This window comes from Flavobacterium algoris, assembly GCF_048158525.1.
In the GTDB taxonomy this organism is placed as follows: Bacteria; Bacteroidota; Bacteroidia; order Flavobacteriales; family Flavobacteriaceae; genus Flavobacterium; species Flavobacterium algoris.
Window position 1 is genome coordinate 23,330 of sequence record NZ_JBLNKT010000030.1, and the last position, 23,262, is coordinate 46,591.

13 protein-coding genes are annotated in these 23,262 nt (G+C 33.8%); 12 read left to right on the top strand and 1 reads right to left on the bottom strand.

Annotation, left to right across the window (positions count from 1 at the left end):
- Positions 1 to 58 precede the first annotated feature (58 nt).
- On the bottom strand, positions 59 to 2,923 hold the full coding sequence (locus ACM55I_RS13645; RefSeq protein ID WP_416847397.1) for a helix-turn-helix and ligand-binding sensor domain-containing protein: 2,865 nt from the start codon (positions 2,921 to 2,923) through the stop codon (positions 59 to 61).
- Positions 2,924 to 3,271: 348 nt separating this feature from the next.
- Here ACM55I_RS13645 and ACM55I_RS13650 point away from each other — a divergent pair, with 348 nt between their 5' ends.
- From ACM55I_RS13650 to ACM55I_RS13705, 12 genes are all read left to right on the top strand, one after another.
- Entirely contained in the window at positions 3,272 to 6,382 is a 3,111-nt protein-coding gene (locus tag ACM55I_RS13650) for a SusC/RagA family TonB-linked outer membrane protein (protein ID WP_416847398.1), read from the top strand.
- Between the two features lie 14 nt (positions 6,383 to 6,396).
- A complete protein-coding gene (locus ACM55I_RS13655; RefSeq protein WP_416847399.1) occupies positions 6,397 to 7,905 on the top strand; it encodes a RagB/SusD family nutrient uptake outer membrane protein in 1,509 nt (502 codons plus the stop codon).
- Positions 7,906 to 7,919: 14 nt separating this feature from the next.
- Positions 7,920 to 9,005, top strand: a complete 1,086-nt coding sequence (locus ACM55I_RS13660) for a hypothetical protein (RefSeq protein WP_416847401.1) — start codon at positions 7,920 to 7,922, stop codon at positions 9,003 to 9,005.
- A gap of 9 nt (positions 9,006 to 9,014) precedes the next feature.
- Entirely contained in the window at positions 9,015 to 9,974 is a 960-nt protein-coding gene (locus tag ACM55I_RS13665; RefSeq protein WP_416847402.1) for a hypothetical protein, read from the top strand.
- An 86-nt stretch (positions 9,975 to 10,060) separates the two neighbouring features.
- Entirely contained in the window at positions 10,061 to 11,137 is a 1,077-nt protein-coding gene (locus ACM55I_RS13670) for a glycoside hydrolase family 16 protein (protein ID WP_416847403.1), read from the top strand.
- 97 nt (positions 11,138 to 11,234) lie between these two features.
- Positions 11,235 to 12,083, top strand: a complete 849-nt coding sequence (locus ACM55I_RS13675) for an endonuclease/exonuclease/phosphatase family protein (RefSeq protein WP_416847404.1) — start codon at positions 11,235 to 11,237, stop codon at positions 12,081 to 12,083.
- A gap of 1 nt (position 12,084) precedes the next feature.
- A complete protein-coding gene (locus tag ACM55I_RS13680) occupies positions 12,085 to 13,539 on the top strand; it encodes a glycoside hydrolase family 30 protein (RefSeq protein ID WP_416847405.1) in 1,455 nt (484 codons plus the stop codon).
- 43 nt (positions 13,540 to 13,582) lie between these two features.
- Positions 13,583 to 15,040 (top strand): glycoside hydrolase family 30 protein, encoded by a 1,458-nt coding sequence (locus ACM55I_RS13685; protein WP_416847407.1) that lies wholly within the window; start codon positions 13,583 to 13,585, stop codon positions 15,038 to 15,040.
- Positions 15,041 to 15,073: 33 nt separating this feature from the next.
- Positions 15,074 to 16,810, top strand: coding sequence for a cellulase family glycosylhydrolase (locus ACM55I_RS13690; protein WP_416847408.1), 1,737 nt, complete (start codon positions 15,074 to 15,076; stop codon positions 16,808 to 16,810).
- An 81-nt stretch (positions 16,811 to 16,891) separates the two neighbouring features.
- Positions 16,892 to 19,117: a glycoside hydrolase family 3 N-terminal domain-containing protein gene (locus ACM55I_RS13695; protein WP_416847409.1), complete on the top strand. Its 2,226-nt coding sequence runs from the start codon at positions 16,892 to 16,894 to the stop codon at positions 19,115 to 19,117.
- A 1,009-nt stretch (positions 19,118 to 20,126) separates the two neighbouring features.
- Positions 20,127 to 20,882 carry an NUDIX hydrolase gene (locus ACM55I_RS13700; RefSeq protein WP_416847411.1) on the top strand — a complete coding sequence of 252 codons (756 nt, stop codon included), beginning with the start codon at positions 20,127 to 20,129 and terminating at the stop codon, positions 20,880 to 20,882.
- Positions 20,883 to 21,189: 307 nt separating this feature from the next.
- Positions 21,190 to 23,109, top strand: coding sequence for an alpha-amylase family protein (locus ACM55I_RS13705; RefSeq protein WP_416847412.1), 1,920 nt, complete (start codon positions 21,190 to 21,192; stop codon positions 23,107 to 23,109).
- Positions 23,110 to 23,262 lie beyond the last annotated feature (153 nt).

The window sequence follows — 23,262 nt, forward strand, 5'->3', positions numbered from 1 at the left end:
AAGAATTTCATTTTTTAAAAGCCATCATTTTAATTTATGATGGCTTTTTTGGTTTAATTTAAATACTCATTAAAAATCCAATGAGGTTTTCTTTTTTATTAAGTTCTAATTTTTTTCTTAATCGGTAGCGTGCTAATTCAACACCTCCGTTTGAAATATTCATGATTTCGGCAATTTCTTTTGTTGACATGTTCATCAATAAATAGGTTGATAAATCTAATTCTCGTGGAGAAATTGTTGGATATTTTTCTTTCAATCTTTTTAGAAAATCAAAATGGACATTCTTAATGTGTTTTTCTAAATCTTTCCAGCTTTTGTCCGCATTTACTTCCTTCGTAATACTTCTGTTCAGTTTTGTAAATTGGAACTTGGTAGACTCATCAAAGGATTCTACATTGATGTCTTTTAGTTTATGGATAATTCCATTCAGGATTTTATTTTTCTTTACAACTTGTAAAGAATTGTTTACTAGTTCTTTGTCTTTTGCTAAAATTTTAATTTGAAGTTTATCATTTTTTAATTTTTCAATTTCTTTTTCCAGCTCGTATTGTTCTTGTCTGATTTTTGATTCTTTTTCCAAATAGAGCCTTCTTTGTTCAATAGTTTCATAGTATTTGTTTTTTCGTATTTTGGTTTTTATTCGTTTTCTAATAAAATATACAGAAGCTATAACAAGTGAAATATAAAATAAATACGCTAAAAAATGCCTGTACCAAGGAGGAGAAATGCAGAAATTTAATATGGTTTGTTCCGATTGTTTACCATAATTAGTTCTAGCTTTTAACTTCATAGTGTAATCGCCTTCTCTTAGATTGGTGTATTCTTTAATGACATTTGTAGACCAATTACTCCATTGGTTATCAAAACCCTCCAGCTGATAAGAAAATTCAAGATTCTCAAGATTTTCATACGAAGGAGATGAAAAAGTGAATTTTACATGATTAAAAACATATGGAATTTTATAATTATCCAATGCTTTTTGGCCATTTCCTAAAATAATGGTATCTGCAGGAAACGAAAAGCATCTTATGTAGGCTTTAGGTTTAGCATCGTAATCGTTGAGTAATTGGGAATCATAGTGCGCTAATCCATCTGTTAAACCAATGAATGTATCATTAGGGCCAGTCGTATTTATGGATAGATTATTATATACTATATTACCGGTAAGTTTTGAAAAGGGAGATACAATATTTTTGTAATTACCCGTTTTGGTTTTCATTAAGACGCCTAATGATTCATCAAAAACATACCAAATATTTCCATATTTATCTTGAGTTAAAGTGTTTATTTTTGGAAGATTAGCAAATAAATCACTCATTTTTTTATCTTCAAAAAATAAATTTTGTTCGTAGGAATAGTTATAAAAGTGATTGTTTGTTTGAAAATAGACCTTATTCTCCAACTGTTGTATATTTCCAATTCCTTTTACGGTTTCCGACAAATCTTGATATGTTTTTATAGATTCAAACCTTTTCAGGTCGTTACTTAATGTCATTCTATAGGCTAAGTTGTCTTTTTTTATCCAAATGTTTTTTCCTTCCATTTCAAATGATCCAGATGACTTAGAAAAGCCTTCAATTCTATTTTTAAATTGCCAGCCATTTAGTGTTTTTTCAAATATTGAAAAGCCATTATAATTGGAGCCAATTAAATAATTTGGATGATTGGGAATTTGCATAAATTTCCAATAGCCTATGTTGTCCAATATCTTTATAGTTTTTGCTCCCGCTATCAATAGCGCTCCTGTGTTGTGTGAACAAAATAATTGGTCGTCAATCACTTGTATGTTCCATGCTTGTCCGGTAGTTTCTTCTACTAGTTTAAAAGTATCTTCTTTGGTTGAATTATTCCAAGAATGATAAAAAACACCTTGATTAGTAGCTACGTAAAGATTCCCTTTATGCAATGCCGTACCATAAACAGTACTTAGATTATAACTAAATCCAAAATAAGTAAAAGGAGAGTTTTCATTCACAAAAGAGATTCCGTTATCAAGGCCTAGCCATAGATTGTTTTTGCTGTCAACAAAAGAGGTGAGAACAGTATTGTTTTGCAACCCTTTTGTGCGGTTGATATGTTGAATAATTTTTCCATTTAAATCACATACAATTATTCCCTCTAAAACGGAATTGAGTACAATGAATTTATCTTTTATTGCTACACCACCAAGTGAACTATTCTTTCTAATGAAAACATTCGCTTCGGTATTCCAAGGAATCATTTTTTCATGGTCATATATATAAAGACCTTTATTTAAAGTGGCAATTAATAACTTATTTTCTGGTAAACTAAAAATACCCCAGATTTCTGTGTTATTTAAAATGGTGGAATTTTTTAGTTGGAATAGTTTTCCGTTTTTGTACTCCAATATTCCCATTGAAATATCTTGTATATAAAGGTGGTCTTTTACTTGAAATGAGAATTGGAATCTTTTAGGGGCCTTGAGGATTTTAATCTTTTTGTTTTTAAAGATGTACGTTCTTTCAAATGATTGAAAAATAACTTCGTCATTATGAATGTGTATTTTCCAGATAAAATCCATCAGTTTGAAATTGGACTTGTTTATCATTTTAGACAAAGAAAAATAAACTAATTTCCCTTTTGAATTAGATTTAAAATAGCCAAATTCACTGTAACCTCCCACGAAAATTTTTCCGGAATTATCAATTTTTACACATCGTACAGCTGCAGAGTTTGGGATATTATATTTCCTCCACGATGAGCCATCAAATTGAAAAAGACCGCTATTATTAGCAAAATATAAATTGCCGTTTTTATCTTGGTCAATGTCCCAATTTTGAGTACCTCCTTTATAGTCGGATCTTTTATAATTTCTAATATCTGGTAGTCCTATGTTTTTGACCTGACTACAGAGTGTTGTTGTTATTAATAAAATTAGAAGATGGAATTTTGTAAATCTCATGATTAAATTCTAAATGTAATGAATTGATTATTATTTAAAATGACTTCGGTTTCTACTCCTGAACAATAAGACGAAGTGCTTGTTTTAGTCAGATTTTGATGAAAAAATGAAAGTATTTATATATTCTATAAATGTAGTGGTTTTTTTTTAAATTAACATTTGTATAACACTATAAAATTAAATTTAAATAATTTATAATTAGATACTTATGTAAATTTTGATGTGTTTTTGTAAAGTAATAAAAATCACTTTGATGTGTTTTTGTAAGGAAAGATAAATGAGAATATAGAAAAAATAAATATAATATTGCTGGAAATTACTAATTAATTAACCAAAATTTTTAGAAATATGAAATTTACAAAATTGCTTATTTTTTGTTTTTTATCTATTCTATTCTCAGTTTACGCACAAGCACAAGATGTTAATGTAAGCGGAAAAGTTTATGACGAAAACGGACTTCCCATCCCAGGAGTATCCATTTTAATTAAAGGAACTTCCAAAGCTACGGCTACGGATTTTGATGGAAATTATCAAATAAAGGCCACTTCAAAAGGGACTTTAGTATTTAGTTATTTAGGGTATACTTCCGTTCAGGAACCTATTAACGGAAGAAATAAAATTGATGTTAAACTTAATCCTTCATCAGAATCCTTACAGGAAGTTGTTGTTGTAGGATATGGCACTCAAAAGAAAAGTGTTGTTACTGGTGCAATATCCAGTGTTAAAGCTAAAGATCTTGAGAAAGTTCCTAATGGGCGCATTGAGCAAGCTTTACAGGGTAGGGTTTCAGGAGTTACTATTGCTGCAAGTTCTGGTCAACCAGGTTCGTCATCTACAATTCGAATTAGAGGGGTGACTACTTTTGGTGAAGGTGGAAATGATCCTCTTTGGGTTGTTGATGGTGTTGTAGTTGATGCAGGTGGAATAGGATTTCTTAACCAATCTGATATTGAATCGATAGAGGTACTGAAAGATGCTGCTTCTGCTGCAATCTACGGAACACGTGCTGCAACAGGGGTTATTTTGGTTACAACCAAAAAAGGAAAATCTGGCAAAATCACTGTAAACTATAACGGATTTGCAGGGATATCATCGCCAGAAAAGACTTTACATTTGCTAAATGCTACTCAATATGGTGCTTTATTAAATGAAAAATCGACTGCTGCCGGAGGACCTGCTATATTTCCTAATTTATCTGCTTTAGGTGTTGGAACGGATTGGCAAAAAGCTATTTTCAATACAAATGCTTTTCGTTATTCACATGAAGTAAGTATCAGTGGAGGAAGTGATGTTTCTAATTTTTATGCCTCTTTTGGACTTCAAGATCAAGAAGGAATTGTTTCCACGGAAATTTCGAACTATACCAAAAAGAATTTCCGTTTAAACTCGACTCATAAAATATCTAAAGTATTTACTTTCGGACAGACTTTCGGATTTTCGAGACAAAAAACAGTTGGAATTGGGAATACAAATAGTGAATTTGGAGGGCCATTAAGTTCTGCAATCAATCTGGATCCAACCACTCCAGTTATTGAAACAGATCCTGTTAAAGCGAATGGTGCTCCATATAGCACAAATCCTGTAATTAGAGATGCTAATGGGAATCCTTATGGAATTTCAAGTTTAGTTGGTCAAGAGATGAGCAATCCTTTGGCTTATGCCAAAACTAGATTAGGCGGTTATGGTTTGTCTGATGATATTGTTGGAAATGCGTATTTGGAAGCTGCAATAACGAAACATATTAAAGTGAGATCAACTCTTGGAGGAAAATTATCTTCTTGGGGTGGACAAGGTTTTACTCCTGTTTTTTATTTAAGTGCCACTTCAAATGTGCTTAAAAATAGTTACAGTAAAAATGATAACAAAAGTTTTGCTTGGAATATTGAAAACATACTAACCTATACAAATCAATTCGGTAACCATAATTTAACGGTATTGTTGGGTCAAGGTTCTTATGTGGACAATATCGGAGGAGGATCGGGTTCTACCATGTTTGGATTGCCGATTACAGATTATCGTGATGCCTCTTTCAATTTTGATATACCACAATCAGACAGAAGTAGTTATACTTTCGATTTGACAGAACATAAATTGACTTCTTTGTTCTCACGTGTCAATTATGATTATAAAGAAAAGTATTTGTTTACAGGGATTATTCGTCGTGATGGTTCAAGTCGTTTTGGAGCCAATAATAAATTTGGGGTATTTCCATCATTTAATTTAGGATGGGTAGTAACCAAAGAAGATTTTTGGAAAGAAAACAATGTACTTAATATGTTGAAAATTAGAGGTGGATATGGAGTTGTAGGAAATGATGCAATTCCAAATTTCAGATATCTTTCCTTAGTCGAAGGAGGTTATAATTATTCTTTTGGAAATACAGGAGCAATAACTACTGGTTATGCTAACCTTACTCTTGATAATCCTGATTTGAGATGGGAGGAAACTTCTCAAACAAATATTGGTTTTGAATCAAGATTTTTCAATGATTTCAATCTTACGGTAGATTTATACAAGAAAACAACCAATGGAATTTTACGTCCAATTAACATACCTGGTTATGTTGGAGTTGCTGCAAATCCTACAGGAAACGTAGCTGACATGGATAATAAAGGTGTTGAGGTTGAATTAGGGTATAAGAAAAAAATCGGGGAAGTGAATTTTTCTGTTAATGGAAATATTGCTTATTTGAAAAATACAGTTACTTATATTGCTGCTGATTCAAATTATATTACAGGGGATGCTTCTTTTCAATCTATGGGTGCAGTAACTAGAACACAAGTTGGGCAATCCTATAATTCATTCTACGGATTTAAAACTGCTGGAATTTTTCAAAATCAGGCTGAAATAGCTGCTTATACAAATACTTCGGGTGCTTTAATTCAACCAAATGCACGTCCAGGAGATTTTCGTTGGGTTGATACCGATGGGAATGGTTCCATAGGTGATGATGACAAACAGTTTTTAGGAAGTAATATTCCAAAATACACTTACGGATTAACTTTGAATTTAGATTATAAAAATTTCGACTTTATGGCCTTTACACAGGGTGCTGCAGGAAATAAAATTTTCCAAGGATTGCGTAGATTAGATGTTGGTAACGCTAACTATCAAACTATTGCATTAAGCAGATGGACTGGTGAGGGGACATCAAATGACTATCCTAGACTTACAAATGATGATACGAATGGCAATTTTGGTAAAATGTCCGATTTCTATTTAGAAAAAGGAGATTATCTGAGATTAAAATTAGTTCAGGTAGGATATTCATTACCAAGTGATGTGATTAGTAAAATTGGAGCCAATAAAGTGCGCTTGTATTTAACCGCTGAAAACCTATTTACATTAACCAAATATACGGGATATGATCCTGAAATTGGTGGAGGTGTATTTGGAATAGACAAAGGAATCTATCCACAAGCAAGAACATTTATGTTTGGAGCCAATTTACAATTTTAATAAAATCAAGAATTATGAAAACGATAAAATTTAAATATTTATTTATAGCAGCAGCAATGGTTTCCTTAGGCTCTTGTTCTGAAGAGTTTGTAAATGTTACACCAAAAGGGGCTTTTCTTTCCGATAATTATTATGCTAACGAAGAACAGGCGACTGCAGCCCTAGTTGGAGTTTATGATCCAATCAGAAAAAATTCAGGAGGTTTTGAAAATATAATTTCCATGATGAACGCAGGTTCAGATGATTTTTATGCCGGTGGTGGTGGTTCTACAGATGGAGCAGGAATTCAAGCTTTCTCCACGCATACGCTTACTTCGACAAATGTACCTGGCAGTTTTTGGAATGATCATTACCAAGGGATTTTTAGAGCAAATACCTTGCTTTTAAAATTGCCGGATGTTGCTATGGCTGATAATTTAAAAGCCAGATTTACCGCTGAATCGAAAGCGTTGCGAGCGATCTATTATTTTAATTTGGTTCGAATCTTTAAAAACGTTCCATTATTATTAGATCCATTGACCGCGACTAATATGTATGAGGCAGAGCAAGCTGCTCCTGAAGCCGTTTATGCTCAAATAGAAAAAGATTTGTCAGAAGCAATAAATGTTTTACCAACGAGTGTTCCAGCTGCAACAGAATCTGGACGTCTTACAAAAGGTGCCGCTCAAGCAATGCTTGGGAAAGTATATTTGTATGAAGGTAAAAAAACAGAGGCTGCTGCTGTTTTGGCTCAAGTAAATGGTACACCAGGTACAACGAATCAATACGGTAATAAACTATTGTCTAACTTTAATGATTTATGGGTTGTTGCCAATAAATTTAATACAGAGTCACTTATAGAAGTGTCGCACACAAGTGCCGGGAATTCTGATTGGGGATTCTGGGGAAGTGGTAAAGACGAAGGAAATTCGTTAAATGTCATGGTCGGTCCTAGAAGTTATTCAAGACCATCTGGTTCTACAGCTGCAGATTTGCCGTCAGGATGGAGTTTCAATGTTATTACACAAGATTTATACGATGCCATCAAATTAGATCCAAGATTTGGGGCTACTGTATTTGATTTAAAAGCTCTAAAAGCTGCTGGTCAGGCAGATTATATTGGAGGCTATCAAGATACAGGATATTTCTTGAATAAATTCCTTCCAAGAAAAACAGATGTTCGTACTGGTGGTGGAGCAGCAGAGTTAAATTACAGACAGAATACTTATGTAATTAGACTTGCCGATACGTATTTGATGGAAGCTGAAGCATTAGGTTCAGGAGCAAGAGCACAAGCATTGCTTGATGCTGTAAGAGCAAGAGTTGGTTTGCCTTCTGTTCCGGTTACACTTGCGGCCATTAAAAATGAAAGAAGAATGGAACTTGCAGGAGAAGGACATAGATTCTTTGATTTAGTGAGATGGGGAGATGCTGCCACTAAATTAGCAAACAGAGGTTTCGTAGCAGGGAAAGATGAAATTTTTCCATTACCAACCAGAGAACTTCAAGGAACTAAATTGAAACAAAACTCAGGGTATAATTAATAAAAGATAAAATTATGAAAAAGATAAAATTTATTTTCAGCTTTGTATTACTACTGGCTGTTACTATAAGTTGTACTGTTGAGGGAATCAATAATGACACTGCTCTTTTAGGGACAGATTCATCAGCGAATGTCAATAAAATATTTGATATCAGTACTGATAATTCAGGAAAAGTAAAGATAACTCCAACAGCTGATGGCGCTACTTCGTTTCAAGTAGTTTATGGACAAGGTACAGGATTGCCAGCTACAGTTGCTCCAGGAGCAAGTACAACTCATGTTTATCCAGAAGGGAAATATACGGTAAAAATTATCGCTACTTCTATTTCTGGTGCTCAAACAGAACAAACATTTCCATTAGATGTTGTTTATAGAGCTCCTGAAAGCTTAATTATTTCTACCTCTGGTGAGATGAAAGTAAAAGCTACCGCATTATACGCTAAATCATTTTTAGTCTATTATGGAGATGTGTCAAATGAAGTAGGTACACCAATGGCTATAGACCAAGAATTGCCGGCTCATACATACCCAGCAACTGGAGGACCTTTTGTTTTGAAAGTGATAGCTCAAAGTGGTGGTGCGGCAACTACGCAAGGAATTAAAACATTATTTGGATTTCCTATTGATTTTGAAACTGCAGCAGTAAATTACTTTTTTGGAACTTTTGGTGATGTAACTTTTTCTAAAGTAGCAAATCCAAATGCAACAGGTTTAAATACTAGTGCAACAGTAGGTAAATATACTAAACCAACTGGAGTACCTTCATGGAGCGGAACGTATAGCCCATTAAATATTCCTGTTAATTTTGCTTATGGAAGTAAAATCAAAGTTTTGGCTTACAATCCTGATCCGGCAAATATTGGTAAAAAATTAAATGTCGAATTAGAATGGGCTGTTGGAGGAACTCCTGCAAATGGAGTTGCGGTACTAAAAGCACCATTTACTACATCTGGAGCTTGGGAAGAAATTGTATTTGATTACAGTACTATTTCAGGGATACCTGCAGGAGCTAAATTTACACAACTTGTTTTGCGTTACAATGATTCAGATCCTGGAGTTGGAGAAGTTATTTATGTTGATAACATTCGATTAACAAATTAAAATAAAACTATGAAAACAAATTTAAAATATATTTTTGGCGTTTTCTTGGTGTTGCTTCTAACATTAAGTAGTTGTACTCAAGAAACCTATTCGTTAGGAGATTTAACAGCTCCGTCAAACATTGTTGTCAATACAGAAGTTGTAGGGCAAGATGCAACACATCCAAATGGTGATGGCTCAGGAAGCGTAAAAATTTCTGTAACGGGTGACAATGCTCTTTCGTATAAAATAGATTATGATGCTAATACAGCAGTAGATTTAGTTAATTTACCGAATGGTATTGCTACTAAAAAATACACAACTCTTGGGAAAAATACCTATAGAATTACTGTTGTTGCTTATGGCAAAGGTGGGTCTTCAACAAATGTCACTAAGGAAGTTACAGTAAGAAGTGATTTTAATGTTGATGCCTCAATCGTTACGGCTTTAACAAATAATGCTTCAAAAACGTGGGTTGTTGATAAAAGTGTAGCTGGTCAGCTTGGTGTTGGTCCATGGAATGTAGATTCTATCAATCCAGAATGGTGGGCTGCCGGAGTGAATGAAAAAGTAGCTTCTGCAAATGGGTTTTATACAGCTACTTTTACTTTTGCTAAAGTTGCCGGTACAGGAACGTATTCTTTACAAGTTGCCACTCCAGATGGGGCATTTACAAAAACAGGTTCTTTAACAACTCTTCCTGGTATTCCAGCATCAGGTGATGAAGGATGTTATCCTTATGGAGGAGGAACTTCTGCTTTTAGTTTTATACCAGCATCATCAGGCGCTCCAGCTGTTGCATCAAAACCTGCAAATTCACCTTCTACTCAGACAAGTGTTTCATTATCAGGAGTTAATACATTTATAGGATATGGTGCTGTTCAAAAAGAATATGAGATTTTGGTTATAACATCAACTTATTTGTATGTTAGAGTTCAAGGAACTGAAACTGGAAATGCTTGGTACCTAAAATTAAAACCGGTACTCTAAATAATTTTAAATTAAGTATAGGCTCAGAACTACATTGGGTAGTTCTGAGCTTTATTTTAGCATTAGTTTTAAAAAAATAAAAAAATATGAAAAATAATAATTATCGATTTTCAAGGAGTCTGTTTTTTATTGCTTTAGCTAATTTTTTCATGTTGCTTTCCTGTAGCGGGAGTAATAATGATGGAAGTGAAGCTGTAATTACACCTTCAAATCTTGCGATTTCAGCAACGGTAGTTGGAGTAAATGCACAAAATCCAAATGGGAATGGTACCGGAACTGTAAATTTTAGTTTAAGTGCAACTAATGCAACTTCTTATAAAATTTTACTTGGAAATGGAGAAACTAAAGAGCTAACAAGTGGTGATTTTACTTATACCTATACAACATCAGGGACAAATACTTATGTTCTATATGTATCTGCATACAATTCAGGACATTTTATTTCTTCGAAGCTTTCATTAACAGTTTTCGTGGGATCTTCTTTAGTTTGGTCAGATGAATTTAACACTGACGGAGCACCTGATGCCTCCAAATGGAATTTTCAAGTATGGGATCCAGGCTATGTTAATGACGAACTTCAATCGTATACTAATCGTTCAGAAAACACAATTGTTGAAGGGGGAGTTTTGAAAATAAAAGCCATTAGGGAACAATATGGAAAGGGGGACTTCACTTCTGGAAGACTTGAATCCAATGGAAAATTTGATTTTACTTATGGCAAAATAATTATTAGAGCAAAATTACCTACTGGAGTTGGGACTTGGCCTGCAGTTTGGATGCTGGGAAGCAATATTGGCAGTGTTGGGTGGCCTGCATGTGGTGAAGTAGATATTTTAGAATCTGTTGGAAAAGAGTTGAATGTCAATCATTCATCATTGCACTCCCCTGGGCGTTCAGGAAATACTCCTGATACTGGTATTATAAAAGTGCCGAATAGCAATACCGAATTTCATGTCTATACGGCAGATTGGACGGCTACTTCAATAAAGTTTTATGTTGATGATATTTTGTATTATACTTTTGCAAATTCAGATAAATTTCCATTTAACAAAAACTTTTACTTGATTGTAAATTTAGCAATGGGAGGTGTTTGGGGAGGTCCTGTAGATCCTAATTTTACTTCTTCAACTTTTGAGATAGATTATATTAGGGTGTATAATTAATGGTGTTTTTGTTTAGTTAGTAAGTTCTTCATTGGGAGCTTCTATATATAAGTTAGATAGAAGCTTCAGTGGAGAATAATAATTTAAAAATAAAGAAATGAATCAGTCAAAAAAAATAATCTATTCGGTATTTTTTCTTCTAATGAGTTTGTTTTCTCCTGCTCAAACATTAAAAGTAATGACTTATAACATTCGTTTGGATGTTGCAAGTGACGGAGAAAATGATTGGAATCATCGAAAAGATTATTTTTCATCGCAGATTCAATTTTACGAACCTGATATTTTTGGAGTTCAAGAAGCAAGACCCAATCAGGTTATTGATATTGCAACGGCACTATTGCAATATGATAATGTAGGTATTGGAAGAGAAGGAATTGGGAAAGGAGAATCTTCGAATGTTTTTTATAAAAAAGAAAGATTTAGCGTTAAGGAAAGCAACACTTTTTGGCTTTCTGAAACACCAAATGAAATTTCTATGGGATGGGATGCCGCTTGCAACCGAGTTTGTACGTATGCACTGTTCAAAGATTTGAAAACAAAACAACTGTTTTGGGTTTTTAATACGCATTTGGATCACATTGGCGAAGACGCAAGAACCAAAGGAATACAGCTTATTCTTTCGAAAATAAAGGAACTGAATACTAAAAAATATCCTGTAATTTTTATGGGAGATTTCAATTCAGAACCTAACGAAGATAGAATAATCGCACTAAAAAAAGTAATGAACGATTGTAGAGAAGTTTCAGTCAAGAAGCCTTTTGGGCCTTCTGGAACATTTAATAATTTTGTACATAACGAACCAGTAACCAAATTGATAGACTATATTTTTATTTCTAAAGACAGTATTTTAAATGTCAAAAAATATGCAGTTTTAAGCGATTCAAAAAATGCAAGATATCCATCAGATCATTTGCCGGTTTATGTCGAAATAAATTTTAATAATTAATATGAATACTATAAAATATACTATGAAAATTTTCTTTTTAATAACCTTATCAGTCATGCTGTCTAAATGTTCTCCGGCTAGTGATACTGTTAATCCTACTCCAAAACCAACTCCACCGGTAGCAGTAAATGAAGTTGACTTTTGGTTGACGAAAGGCAATCAGACTGTGAATCTTCAAAAGCAAACATCAATTTTAGCATTTGGGACAGCCTATAATAATTATGGTACTATTGAGGTTGATGATTCCCAGACGTTTCAAAATATTGATGGATTTGGATATACTTTAACTGGAGGAAGTGCTCAAGTTATTAATTTATTAAATGCACAAAAAAGACAAGAATTATTACAAGAATTATTTGGTGCCAATGACAATTCAATTGCGATAAGTTATTTAAGAATTAGCATTGGTGCCTCAGATATGAATGCAACGCCATTTACTTATGATGATTTACCAAGCGGACAAACAGATGTGAATTTAGACAATTTTAGTTTAGCTCCGGATAAAACGGATTTGATACCCATGCTAAAAGAAATAGTGGCAATCAATCCAAAGATTAAAATTATGGCTACGCCATGGTCTCCACCAGTATGGATGAAAGACAATACTAATTTTATTGGAGGAAGTTTGAAACCCCAGTATTACGGAGTTTATGCACAGTATTTTGTGAAATACATCCAAAAAATGAAAGCCGAAGGGATTACTATTGACGCTATTACGCCACAAAATGAGCCATTGCATCCCGGGAACAATCCTAGTATGCTGATGCTCGCTTCACAACAGGCTGATTTTATAAAAAACCATTTGGGTCCTGCTTTTCAGACAGCAAATTTGACCACTAAAATTGTAGTATACGACCATAACTGCAACAAACCTGAATATCCAATAGCCGTGTTAAACGACGCTTCGGCTTATCCTTTTATTGACGGTTCTGCATTTCATTTGTATGAAGGAGATATTAGCGCTTTGTCAACAGTTCATAGTGCTTTTCCCAATAAAAACTTATATTTCACGGAACAATACACATCCTCTACCGGAAGTTTTGAAGGCGATTTGAAATGGCATGTGAAAAATGTTGTTATCGGTTCTATGCGCAATTGGAGTAAAACAGCATTAGAATGGAACTTAGCCAATAATGCTTCTTTTGGGCCTAATACTCCGGGCGGTTGTACAACCTGTAAAGGAGCATTGACGATAAATAGTAGTGATAATTTTACCAGAAATGTAGGGTATTATATCATTGCACATGCTTCTAAATTTGTGCCTACAGGTTCCGTTAGAATTGCAAGTACTATAAGTGGGAATTTGAATAACGTAGCTTTTAAAACACCAAGTGGGAAAAACGTTTTAATTGTCGAAAATGATGGAAGTACTGCTGAAATTTTCAATGTTAAATTCAACGGGAATTGGGTAACAACGTCATTAGAATCGGGTTCTGTAGGGACATTTATTTGGTAAAACTGCCTATATTTGGTAAAATAACATACATAATATTTATAGAATGAAAAAAATCACAACAGCTGCACTTTTAGCAGTGTCTTTTTTGGCTCTTGCTCAACAGAAAAGTAAAATACAATCGAAGCCTTTTTCAACAAATAATAAGACAATTACCGTCTATACTACAGCAGACGGGACAAATTTAAGATTAACAAAAACTGATAATCTACAATTCACGGACTTAAAACAACCTTTAGAAACGCAACTGTGTGTTTTTGTGAATCCAAGTAAAACCTTTCAGACATTTCTGGGTATTGGCGGAGCAATAACGGATGCTAGTGCTGAGGTTTTTGCGAAACTAACTAAAGAAAATCAGAAAGAATTCTTGGAAGCTTATTATGATAAAGAAAAAGGAATTGGGTATTCAATAATCAGAACGAATATTCACAGTTGTGATTTTAGTTCAGGAAGTTATACTTATGTTGATGAAGGTGACGCAGCACTAAAGAGTTTCAATATTGAGCATGATAAAGAATTTAAAATTCCATTAATCAAAAAGGCAATTGCAGCAGCGGGAGGTAAGGCTACATTATACGTAACTCCATGGAGTCCGCCAGCTTTTATGAAGGACACTAAAAATATGTTGAGAGGTGGTAGATTATTACCTGAATTTTATCAGTCTTGGGCTAATTATTACGTGAAATTTATTAATAGCTACCAAAAAGAAGGAATTCCAGTTTGGGGATTGACGATTCAGAATGAGCCAATGGCGAAGCAAACTTGGGAATCCTGTATTTACACGGCCGAAGAAGAACGCGATTTCCTCAAAAATTATTTAGGACCAACATTGAAAAAAGCAGGACTTGGTGATAAAAAAATTACGGTTTGGGATCACAACAGAGATTTACTGGCACAAAGAGCGAGTACAATTCTTGATGACCCGGAAGCGAATAAATATGTTTGGGGAATTGGTTTTCATTGGTATGAAAACTGGAGCGGAGGAGATTCTATGTTTGAAAATGTTGGAAAAGTGCACGAAATGTATCCTGACAAAAACTTAATGTTCACAGAAGGTTGTGTTGAGAAATTTGATTTTAAAAAATTACAACTTTGGGCAAATGGGGAACGATATGGGGAATCCATGATTCATGACTTCAATAACGGAACAGTAGGCTGGACAGACTGGAATATTCTTTTGGATGAAAATGGAGGGCCAAATCATGTAGGTAATTTTTGCTTTTCGCCGATACATGGCAATACAAAAACAGGGGAATTAATCTATACGCCTTCCTATTATTTTATTGGTCATTTTTCTAAATTTATTGGTAAAAGTGCAAAAAGAATAAGTAGTGTTTCCAGTCAAAGCTATTTAATGACTACATCATTTTTAAATCAGGATGGTAAAGCAGTAACGGTGGTTATGAATAAAACAGATAAGAAATTGAAGTATAATTTATGCATTGGAACAAAAGCTACCGAAATTTATATTCTGCCTCATGCTATTCAAACATTGGTTTATTAAATGCCAAAAACGATTTGTTTTAAAATCTTCTTTATGAAAAAAATAGTTCTATTATTCCTTATTTCTTTATCTGTTTCCTCTTTCGGACAAGGGTTTTTACATAGAAATGGACAGAAAATTGTCGATGGAAATGGACAAAACGTTGTATTGCGTGGTTTGGGATTAGGCGGATGGATGGTTCAGGAAGGATACATGCTCCAAACCGGTTCGTTTGCAGGTTCTCAACATGCAATAAAGCAGAAAATCACGGATTTAATTGGTACCAAAAACACGGAGAAGTTTTATGATGCCTATAAAGCAAACGGAATTACAAAAAGAGATATAGATTCATTGGCGGCTTGGGGTTTCAACTCCATTCGATTGCCCATGCATTACAACTTGTATACATTGCCTATTGAAAAAGAAACCGTATCAGGTCAGAATACTTGGCTGGAAGAAGGTTTTAAAATGACGGATGATGTATTGAAATGGTGTGCTGCCAATAAAATATATTTGATTTTAGATTTACATGCAACTCCAGGAGGTCAGGGAAAAGATGCTAATATATCCGATTACGATGATTCAAAACCATCACTTTGGGAAAGCACGGCCAATCAGGATAAAATGGTGGCACTTTGGAAAAAGGTAGCGCTGCGGTACAAAGACAATCCTTGGGTTGGAGCCTATGATATTATCAATGAACCCAACTGGAATTTCACGGGAACGAATCAAAATGGTTGTGACGAAAAGTCGAATGCGCCATTAAGAGCGTTACAAATTAGAATCACAAAAACCATAAGAGAAGTAGATGCCAATCATTTAATTTTCATAGAAGGGAATTGCTGGGGAAATAATTACAATGGCATGTTTCCGCTTTGGGATGATAACATGGCGTTGAGTTTTCACAAATATTGGAACGATAATGATGTGGCTTCCATACAAAACATGTTGAATTTTAGAACCCAATACAATGTGCCAATTTGGTTGGGCGAAAGCGGTGAAAACTCTAATGTATGGTTTAAGGAAGCAATCTCTTTGGTAGAAACAAATAATATAGGTTGGGCTTTTTGGCCAATGAAAAAAATTGAAAATTTAGCTGGAGTTACTTCGGTTACAAAAACACCGGAATACGAGCAATTATTGCAATATTGGGCAACCGGAGGAAAAAAGCCAACAGTAGCTTTTGCAAAAAAAGCGCTAATGCAAATTGCCGAAAACTACAAAATGAAAAATCTGACTGTCAGATACGATGTAATCGATGCGATGTTCAGACAAGTACAAACAACTGATACTAAAAAATACAAAAATCATCCATTGCCAGGGAAAATATTCGCGACTGAATATGATTTAGGCCAAAACGGATTTGCTTATTTTGATAAAGATGTCGCCAATTATGACGGAACTAAATTTACCAAATGGAATAAAGGTGGCGCCACGAGAAATGATGGTGTTGACATTCAATCTTGTACGGATAAAAGTACGAATGGTTTTCATGTTGCGTTTATTGAAGACGGAGAATGGTTGCAATACACAGTTGAGGTAAAAGCCAAAACTACTTTTGATGTTGCTATTCGGTATTCGAGTGAGGTAGCCGGAGGGAAGCTTTTTCTTAAAGATGAAAACGGGCAACTTTCTGAAACCATTACTATTCCATCTTCTGGAGGAAAAAATAATTGGCAAACGGTGACTTTGAAAAATGTGGTTTTAAAACAAGGAACAAATAAAATCAGAGTCTATTTCGAAAAAGGAAATTTCAATTTAAACTTTTTAGAATTTAAAAAAACCAAGTGAGTAAAAAATAAAATGCCATTTCCTACTCTTTGGATTATGGAATAAATGAATTTGATTATAAAAATAACACTGCACTTAGAAATGAAAAAGATAGTAACTACAACACTTTTATTGACCTGCTTTATTGCGTTTTCGCAACAAAAAACGATTGACCAAAAAGTGGATGCTTTGCTAAAGCGAATGACTCTTGAAGAAAAAATAGGGCAACTTAATCAATATACTGGTGACAATGCTGCTACTGGACCCATTACCATAAATCCAAATAAACAATCTGAGATTAAAACAGGTTTAATTGGTTCTATGTTGAATGTTTTGGGAACGCAACACACGAGACAATACCAAGAATTAGCGATGCAATCGAGATTGAAAATCCCGTTGTTATTTGGCCAAGATGTTATTCATGGATATAAAACTACTTTCCCAATTCCTTTGGCGGAAGCCGCAAGTTGGGATTTAGATGCGATGGAATTTTCGGCAAGAATTGCTGCAACCGAAGCGGCGGCAAGCGGAATTCATTGGACATTTGCGCCAATGGTGGATATTGCGCGTGATCCTCGTTGGGGTCGTGTAATGGAAGGTGCTGGAGAAGACACCTATTTGGGCTCGAGAATTGCTTATGCGAGAGTGAAAGGTTTTCAAGGAAAATTAGGTGATGTTAATTCTGTGATGGCCTGCGTGAAACATTTTGCTGCCTATGGAGCTGCTGTTGGCGGGAGAGATTATAACTCGGTTGATATGAGTGAAAGGATGCTTTGGGAAACGTATTTGCCGCCTTTCAAAGCCGCTTTGGATGCGGGTGCCGCAACCTTTATGAATTCGTTCAATGACCTTAACGGAATTCCGGCAACAGGAAATAAATATTTGCAAAGAGACATTTTGAAAGGGAAATGGAATTTTCAGGGTTTTGTAGTTTCTGATTGGGGTTCAATAGGCGAAATGATTAATCACGGATATGTAAAAGACAGTAAAGAAGCCGCATTAGCTGCTATAACTGCAGGAAGTGATATGGATATGGAAAGCAATGCGTACCGCTATAATTTAGCACAATTAGTAAAGGAGAAAAAGGTTTCAATTGCGCTCATTGATGATGCCGTGAAAAGAATTTTACGCAAGAAATTTGAATTGGGATTATTCGAAGATCCTTATAAATATTCCAATCCAGAAAGAGAACAAAAAGAATTGAACAATCCGGAACATAGAGAAGCAGCGAGAGAAGTTGCAGCAAAAAGTATCGTATTGTTGAAGAATGAGAAAAGCATTTTACCGATTTCAAAACAAACAAAAACAATTGCTTTTATTGGTCCTTTAGTCAAAGAACGCAAACAAAACATGGGTTTTTGGTCTGTGGAATTACCTGATGTAGATTATGATAAACACGTTATTTCACAATGGGAAGGTTTGCAAAATAAGGTTGGGAATACTGCTAAGTTGCTTTACGCCAAAGGTTGTGAAATTGAAGGTGATAATAAAGATGGTTTTGCTGAAGCTATCGCTGTTGCGAATCAAGCTGATGTAGTGATTTTAAGTATTGGTGAAAGAAGAGATATGAGTGGTGAAGCTAAAAGCCGCAGTAATCTTCGTTTGCCAGGCGTTCAGGAAGATTTGATAAAAGCGATTCAAGCTACTGGAAAACCAGTTGTGGTTTTAATCAACGCAGGAAGACCGCTTATTTTTAATTGGACTGCTGATAATGTTCCTGCCATTCTGTATACTTGGTGGTTAGGAAGTGAAGCAGGAAATGCCATTGCCGATGTTTTGTTTGGCGATTACAATCCTTCGGGGAAATTACCAATGTCTTTCCCGAGAGAAGAAGGGCAAATTCCTATTTATTACAATCATTTTAATACAGGAAGACCAGCTCCAAACGAAACAGCAAGCAATTATGTTTCGGCATATACCGACTTAAAAAACAGCCCTAAATTTCCTTTTGGATACGGTTTGAGTTATACTTCTTTTGAATATTCGAATTTGAAATTGTCTAAAAACAAAATTAAAAGTACTGAGAATATTGAAGTTTCATTAAGCGTAACCAATTCAGGAAAAATGGCAGGAGAAGAAGTAGTTCAGTTGTATTTAAGAGACAAAGTGGGGTCTGTAGTGCGACCAATTATTGAACTGAAAGATTTTCAAAAGATAAAACTGAATGCTGGAGAAACTAAAACAGTCAAATTTAGTATTGACAAAGAAAAATTATCTTTTTATAATGCTGAATTGAAGTGGGGTTCTGAGCCTGGAGATTTTGATTTAATGATTGGATCATCTTCTGTTGATATTCGTTTGAAAGACACTTTTGAATTGATGAAGTAATAATCACAGAAAGAATAGGGATTTGTTTTTTTAGATAAAATAAGGATTTATCAGTAAATGGTTGTGATTACTAAGGGGTTCTATTTCTTAAATCCTTTAATTTTATGTAAATAAAAAGGAATTTATTTTATATTTTAATAGTAGTTTTGGCTTTATTGCTCAAAATTAATATATTTGATGCAGTATTTTTTTAATGAATTGCACTTGCTAGAATGTTGAAATTGATGTAGGTATGAATAAAAAAAGTATTGACTCTTAATCAATTTTCCTGATGAACTTGTAGTTATAGTATTAAATATAGGAAAACACATTTGATAAAGAGGGAATTTAAAAAAGAGGTTGACTTATAGGTAAACCTCTTTTAAATTCTGTTTCAATACTTTTTTAACAACAATTAATCAACAATTTTCGCAAATGCTTTTTTAATTTTGGTTAGCAGGTTTCAATATTATATCTAGATTTTTACTTGTGAATTTTTATCAAGAAAATAAATTTATTAATAAGTCTGATAACATCGCTTCAAAAAATGAAACTTTTTTTCTCTTCAGTTCATGATATTTTTCTAGAACGCAAAGAACTTTTTCTTTAATTATATTTTCAGAAATAGACTTGTAGTTTATCCCTATCGTCTGCTTTTAGGCATAGGGTCGAGTTCTTAAATAGCCACAATTAGTTATTTTTTCGGAATCTTTATTTTAGTTCTTTTTTTGGAGCTATTTACTTCTTTGGTAAAACTTGTGTTATTTTGACGGAATGTACATTTTTTTTGATTTACAATACATTTTACATGATTTTTTTTATATATCTTTTTTCGAATATTTTTTAGTTAATTTTTGCAGTAGTATGTCTTATTTATTTAATAGGTTTGTTTTTTATTCAAATCATTTCCTTAGTCTTTAAAGCAGAGAATTATAGGGCTCGTTTTGAAAATGTAACATTCATTTATTTTCTTTGAAAAAATGAACTAAATTGCGCCGTAAAAACAATTAATTACTAGAAAAAGAATCACATGTTAAAAAACGTTTTAGATAACAAGGAAAACTATCAGCCAAGTTTATCAATAGATTGTGTGATTTTCGGATTTCATGATAATCAGCTCAAAGTATTATTAATAAAAACAAAACACAGCCATGAATGGGCTTTGCCAGGCGGTTTTGTGCCTGTTGATGAAGATATCGATGATGCAGCGGTTAGCGTATTGTATGGCAGAACAGGGTTAAAGGGGATTTTCCTGAGACAATTTGCTACATTTGGAGCCGTTAAAAGAAATAGCATTGATTTTAGTAACCGAGTTTTAAACTTTTACGGAATACCTTTAGATGAAGGGAAGTGGTATACGAATCGTTTTGTAACGGTTGGTTACTATGCTTTAGTCGATTTTTTACAAGCAGTTCCTCAACCGGAAGGTAAAAATGAAATTGTGGAATGGATTGACCATCATGTAGTACCAGATTTGATTTTAGACCACAAGAAAATTTTGGATAAAGCATTAGAAACACTTCGTATGGAATTGAATTTAATGCCGGTAGGATATAATTTACTCCCTGAAAAATTTACGATACCTGAATTGCAAAAATTGTATGAAACTATATTAGGAAGGAAGCTTGATCGAAGAAATTTTCTTCGCAAAATAACTGCTATAGGAATACTCACAAAACTCGATGAAAAGAAAAGCAATGTGGCCCATAAAGCGCCAAACTTATATAGCTTCGACCAAGATAAATACAATGAAGTTGTAAAGAATGGATTGCATCAAGGTTGGTAGTTTTTTATGTTCCTTGATTGATTAAAAAGAAGGATATAAAGAAGGATATAAAGAAGGATGAAATGCATTCCTAAAACCAATTTTAAAGAATAATAAAAGCATAAAGGCTATCTGAAAAGATAGCCTTTATGCTAAAAATAATAATGGAATAATGAATCTGTTGTTTTTGTAATAAATTAGGTTCTGAATGTAATTTTTTTTCGGGATGCATTTTTTTATTATATTTAAAATCATTTTATCTTTGGAAATAGGATTCTATCTTATTTTAAGATAAATAATTGATAAATAAGTAAATTTTTATAAAAATATGCAACAGGCTGAAAAGTTATCAAAATTAAATACCTTCTTAGAAGATATAAAAATTAAAGACAAGAATTTTCATTTAAGATTGGGAGCAAACTTTCCAATTATTAGTGATTTATATCAAAAATTATATGCCAATAGTCCTTATAAAGACGAGGCGTTTGATTTATTATTGAAGTCTTTGGTCAAGAATTTTGAAGAACGTTCATCTTTGCAAAAGAAACGCGATATGACGCGTGTTTCTAATCCTAATTGGTATTCTAGTGAGAAAATTGTTGGGATGATGTTGTATGTTGATCTTTTTAATACTGATTTTAATGGATTGAAAGAGAAGATTCCTTACTTCAGGGATTTGGGAATTAACACAGTGCATCTAATGCCTTTTTTGGATGTGCCGGAATTTGAAAATGATGGAGGGTATGCTGTGCGTAATTATCGCGAAGTCAATCCTAAATTTGGAATCATGAAGGATTTTGAAGCTTTGGTACAAGAGTTTCAAAAAAACGACATGAATTTAATTATGGATTTTGTGCTCAATCATTGTGCAGATCAGCATCAATGGGCTGTTGAAGCTCGTAAAGGGCATCCGAAGTACAAAGATTATTTCTATTTTTTTCCAGACAGAAATTTACCGAATGCTTATGAACAAACAATGATTGAAATTTTTCCGGATACTTCACCGGGGAATTTTACCTATTTGCCAGAGAGTGATCAATGGGTAATGACTTTATTTTATGGGTATCAATGGGATTTGAATTATAAGAATCCAATGGTTCTGGTGGAAATGATAGACACCATGTTGTTCTGGTCTAATAAAGGAATAGATATTTTTCGTTTAGATGCCGTAGCTTTCATGTGGAAGGTAATAGGGAAGTTTAATCAAAATCTGCCGGAAGTTCATTCTTTGCTACAGCTCTTTAAATTATGTGGTCAGATTGTGGCTCCGGGTGTTGCCTATATTGCTGAAGCGATTGTTGCTCCTGAAGAAATTATAAAGTATTTTGGTGAAGGAGTAGCTCAAGGTGATGAATGTGACATTGCATATAATGCTAATTTTATGGCATTGAGTTGGGAAGCTTTGGCTACACAAAATACTAATTTACTTAAAAAATCAATCAAAGCAGTTCCTAAAAAACCAAGAAATACAACCTGGATAAATTATGCCAGATGTCACGATGATATAGGGCTGGGATTTGATGACAAATTAGTTGCTGAACTTGGATTGGACAGTTTGCAGCATCGCTTGTATATTTTAAAATATTATTGTGATGGTTTTAATGGCAGCTTTGCATTGGGTGAGCGTTTTATGATTGAGCATGAAACTGGCAATGCCCGTATTTCGGGCTCTATGGCGGCATTGTGTGGTTTTGAAAAAGCATCAAAAGAAAATAATCAAGAACAAATTCAACTAGCTATAAAAAGAATCAATTTACAACATGCCGTTGTTTTGTCTTTAGGTGGTTTGCCAATGATTTATAGTGGAGATGAGGTTGCTCTGCCAAATAATTACGATTACTCACATGATGAAAGTAAGAAGTATGATAACCGCTGGTTGCACCGCTCTAAAATGAATTGGAGTTTGGTCGAAAACATAGAAGATTCTACATCGGCACAAGCTCAGGTATACAAACAGTTAAAGCAATTAATTGAAATTCGGAAACAAACTCCAGCTTTCGCAGATAATAATGATTTAGAATTTATTGATTATGAGAATACACATTTGTTAGTATATAAAAAAACGGATAGCAAAGGGGGGGAGATATGTGTTATTGTAAATTTTTCTGAATTTGATACTTTTTTTGAAAGAAGTTTATTTGCTGATTTTAGTGGAGATAAAATGTATAATTTGCTAACGGGAACTGACATTGTGATTCATGAAAAAAACTTTATTGGTGCTTATGATGTATTGTGGCTTAGGAAATAACAGGGATCAATTCTAAAAATTGAGAAAAATATAAGCATAAAAAAGAGGTTGTCTGAAAAGATAGCCTCTACTTGTTTTAAGGAATACCTGATTTAGCAGAAATTTATTAAAAATTGAAAATATTGCCTTAATAATTGTTCTAAAAGTTTGTTT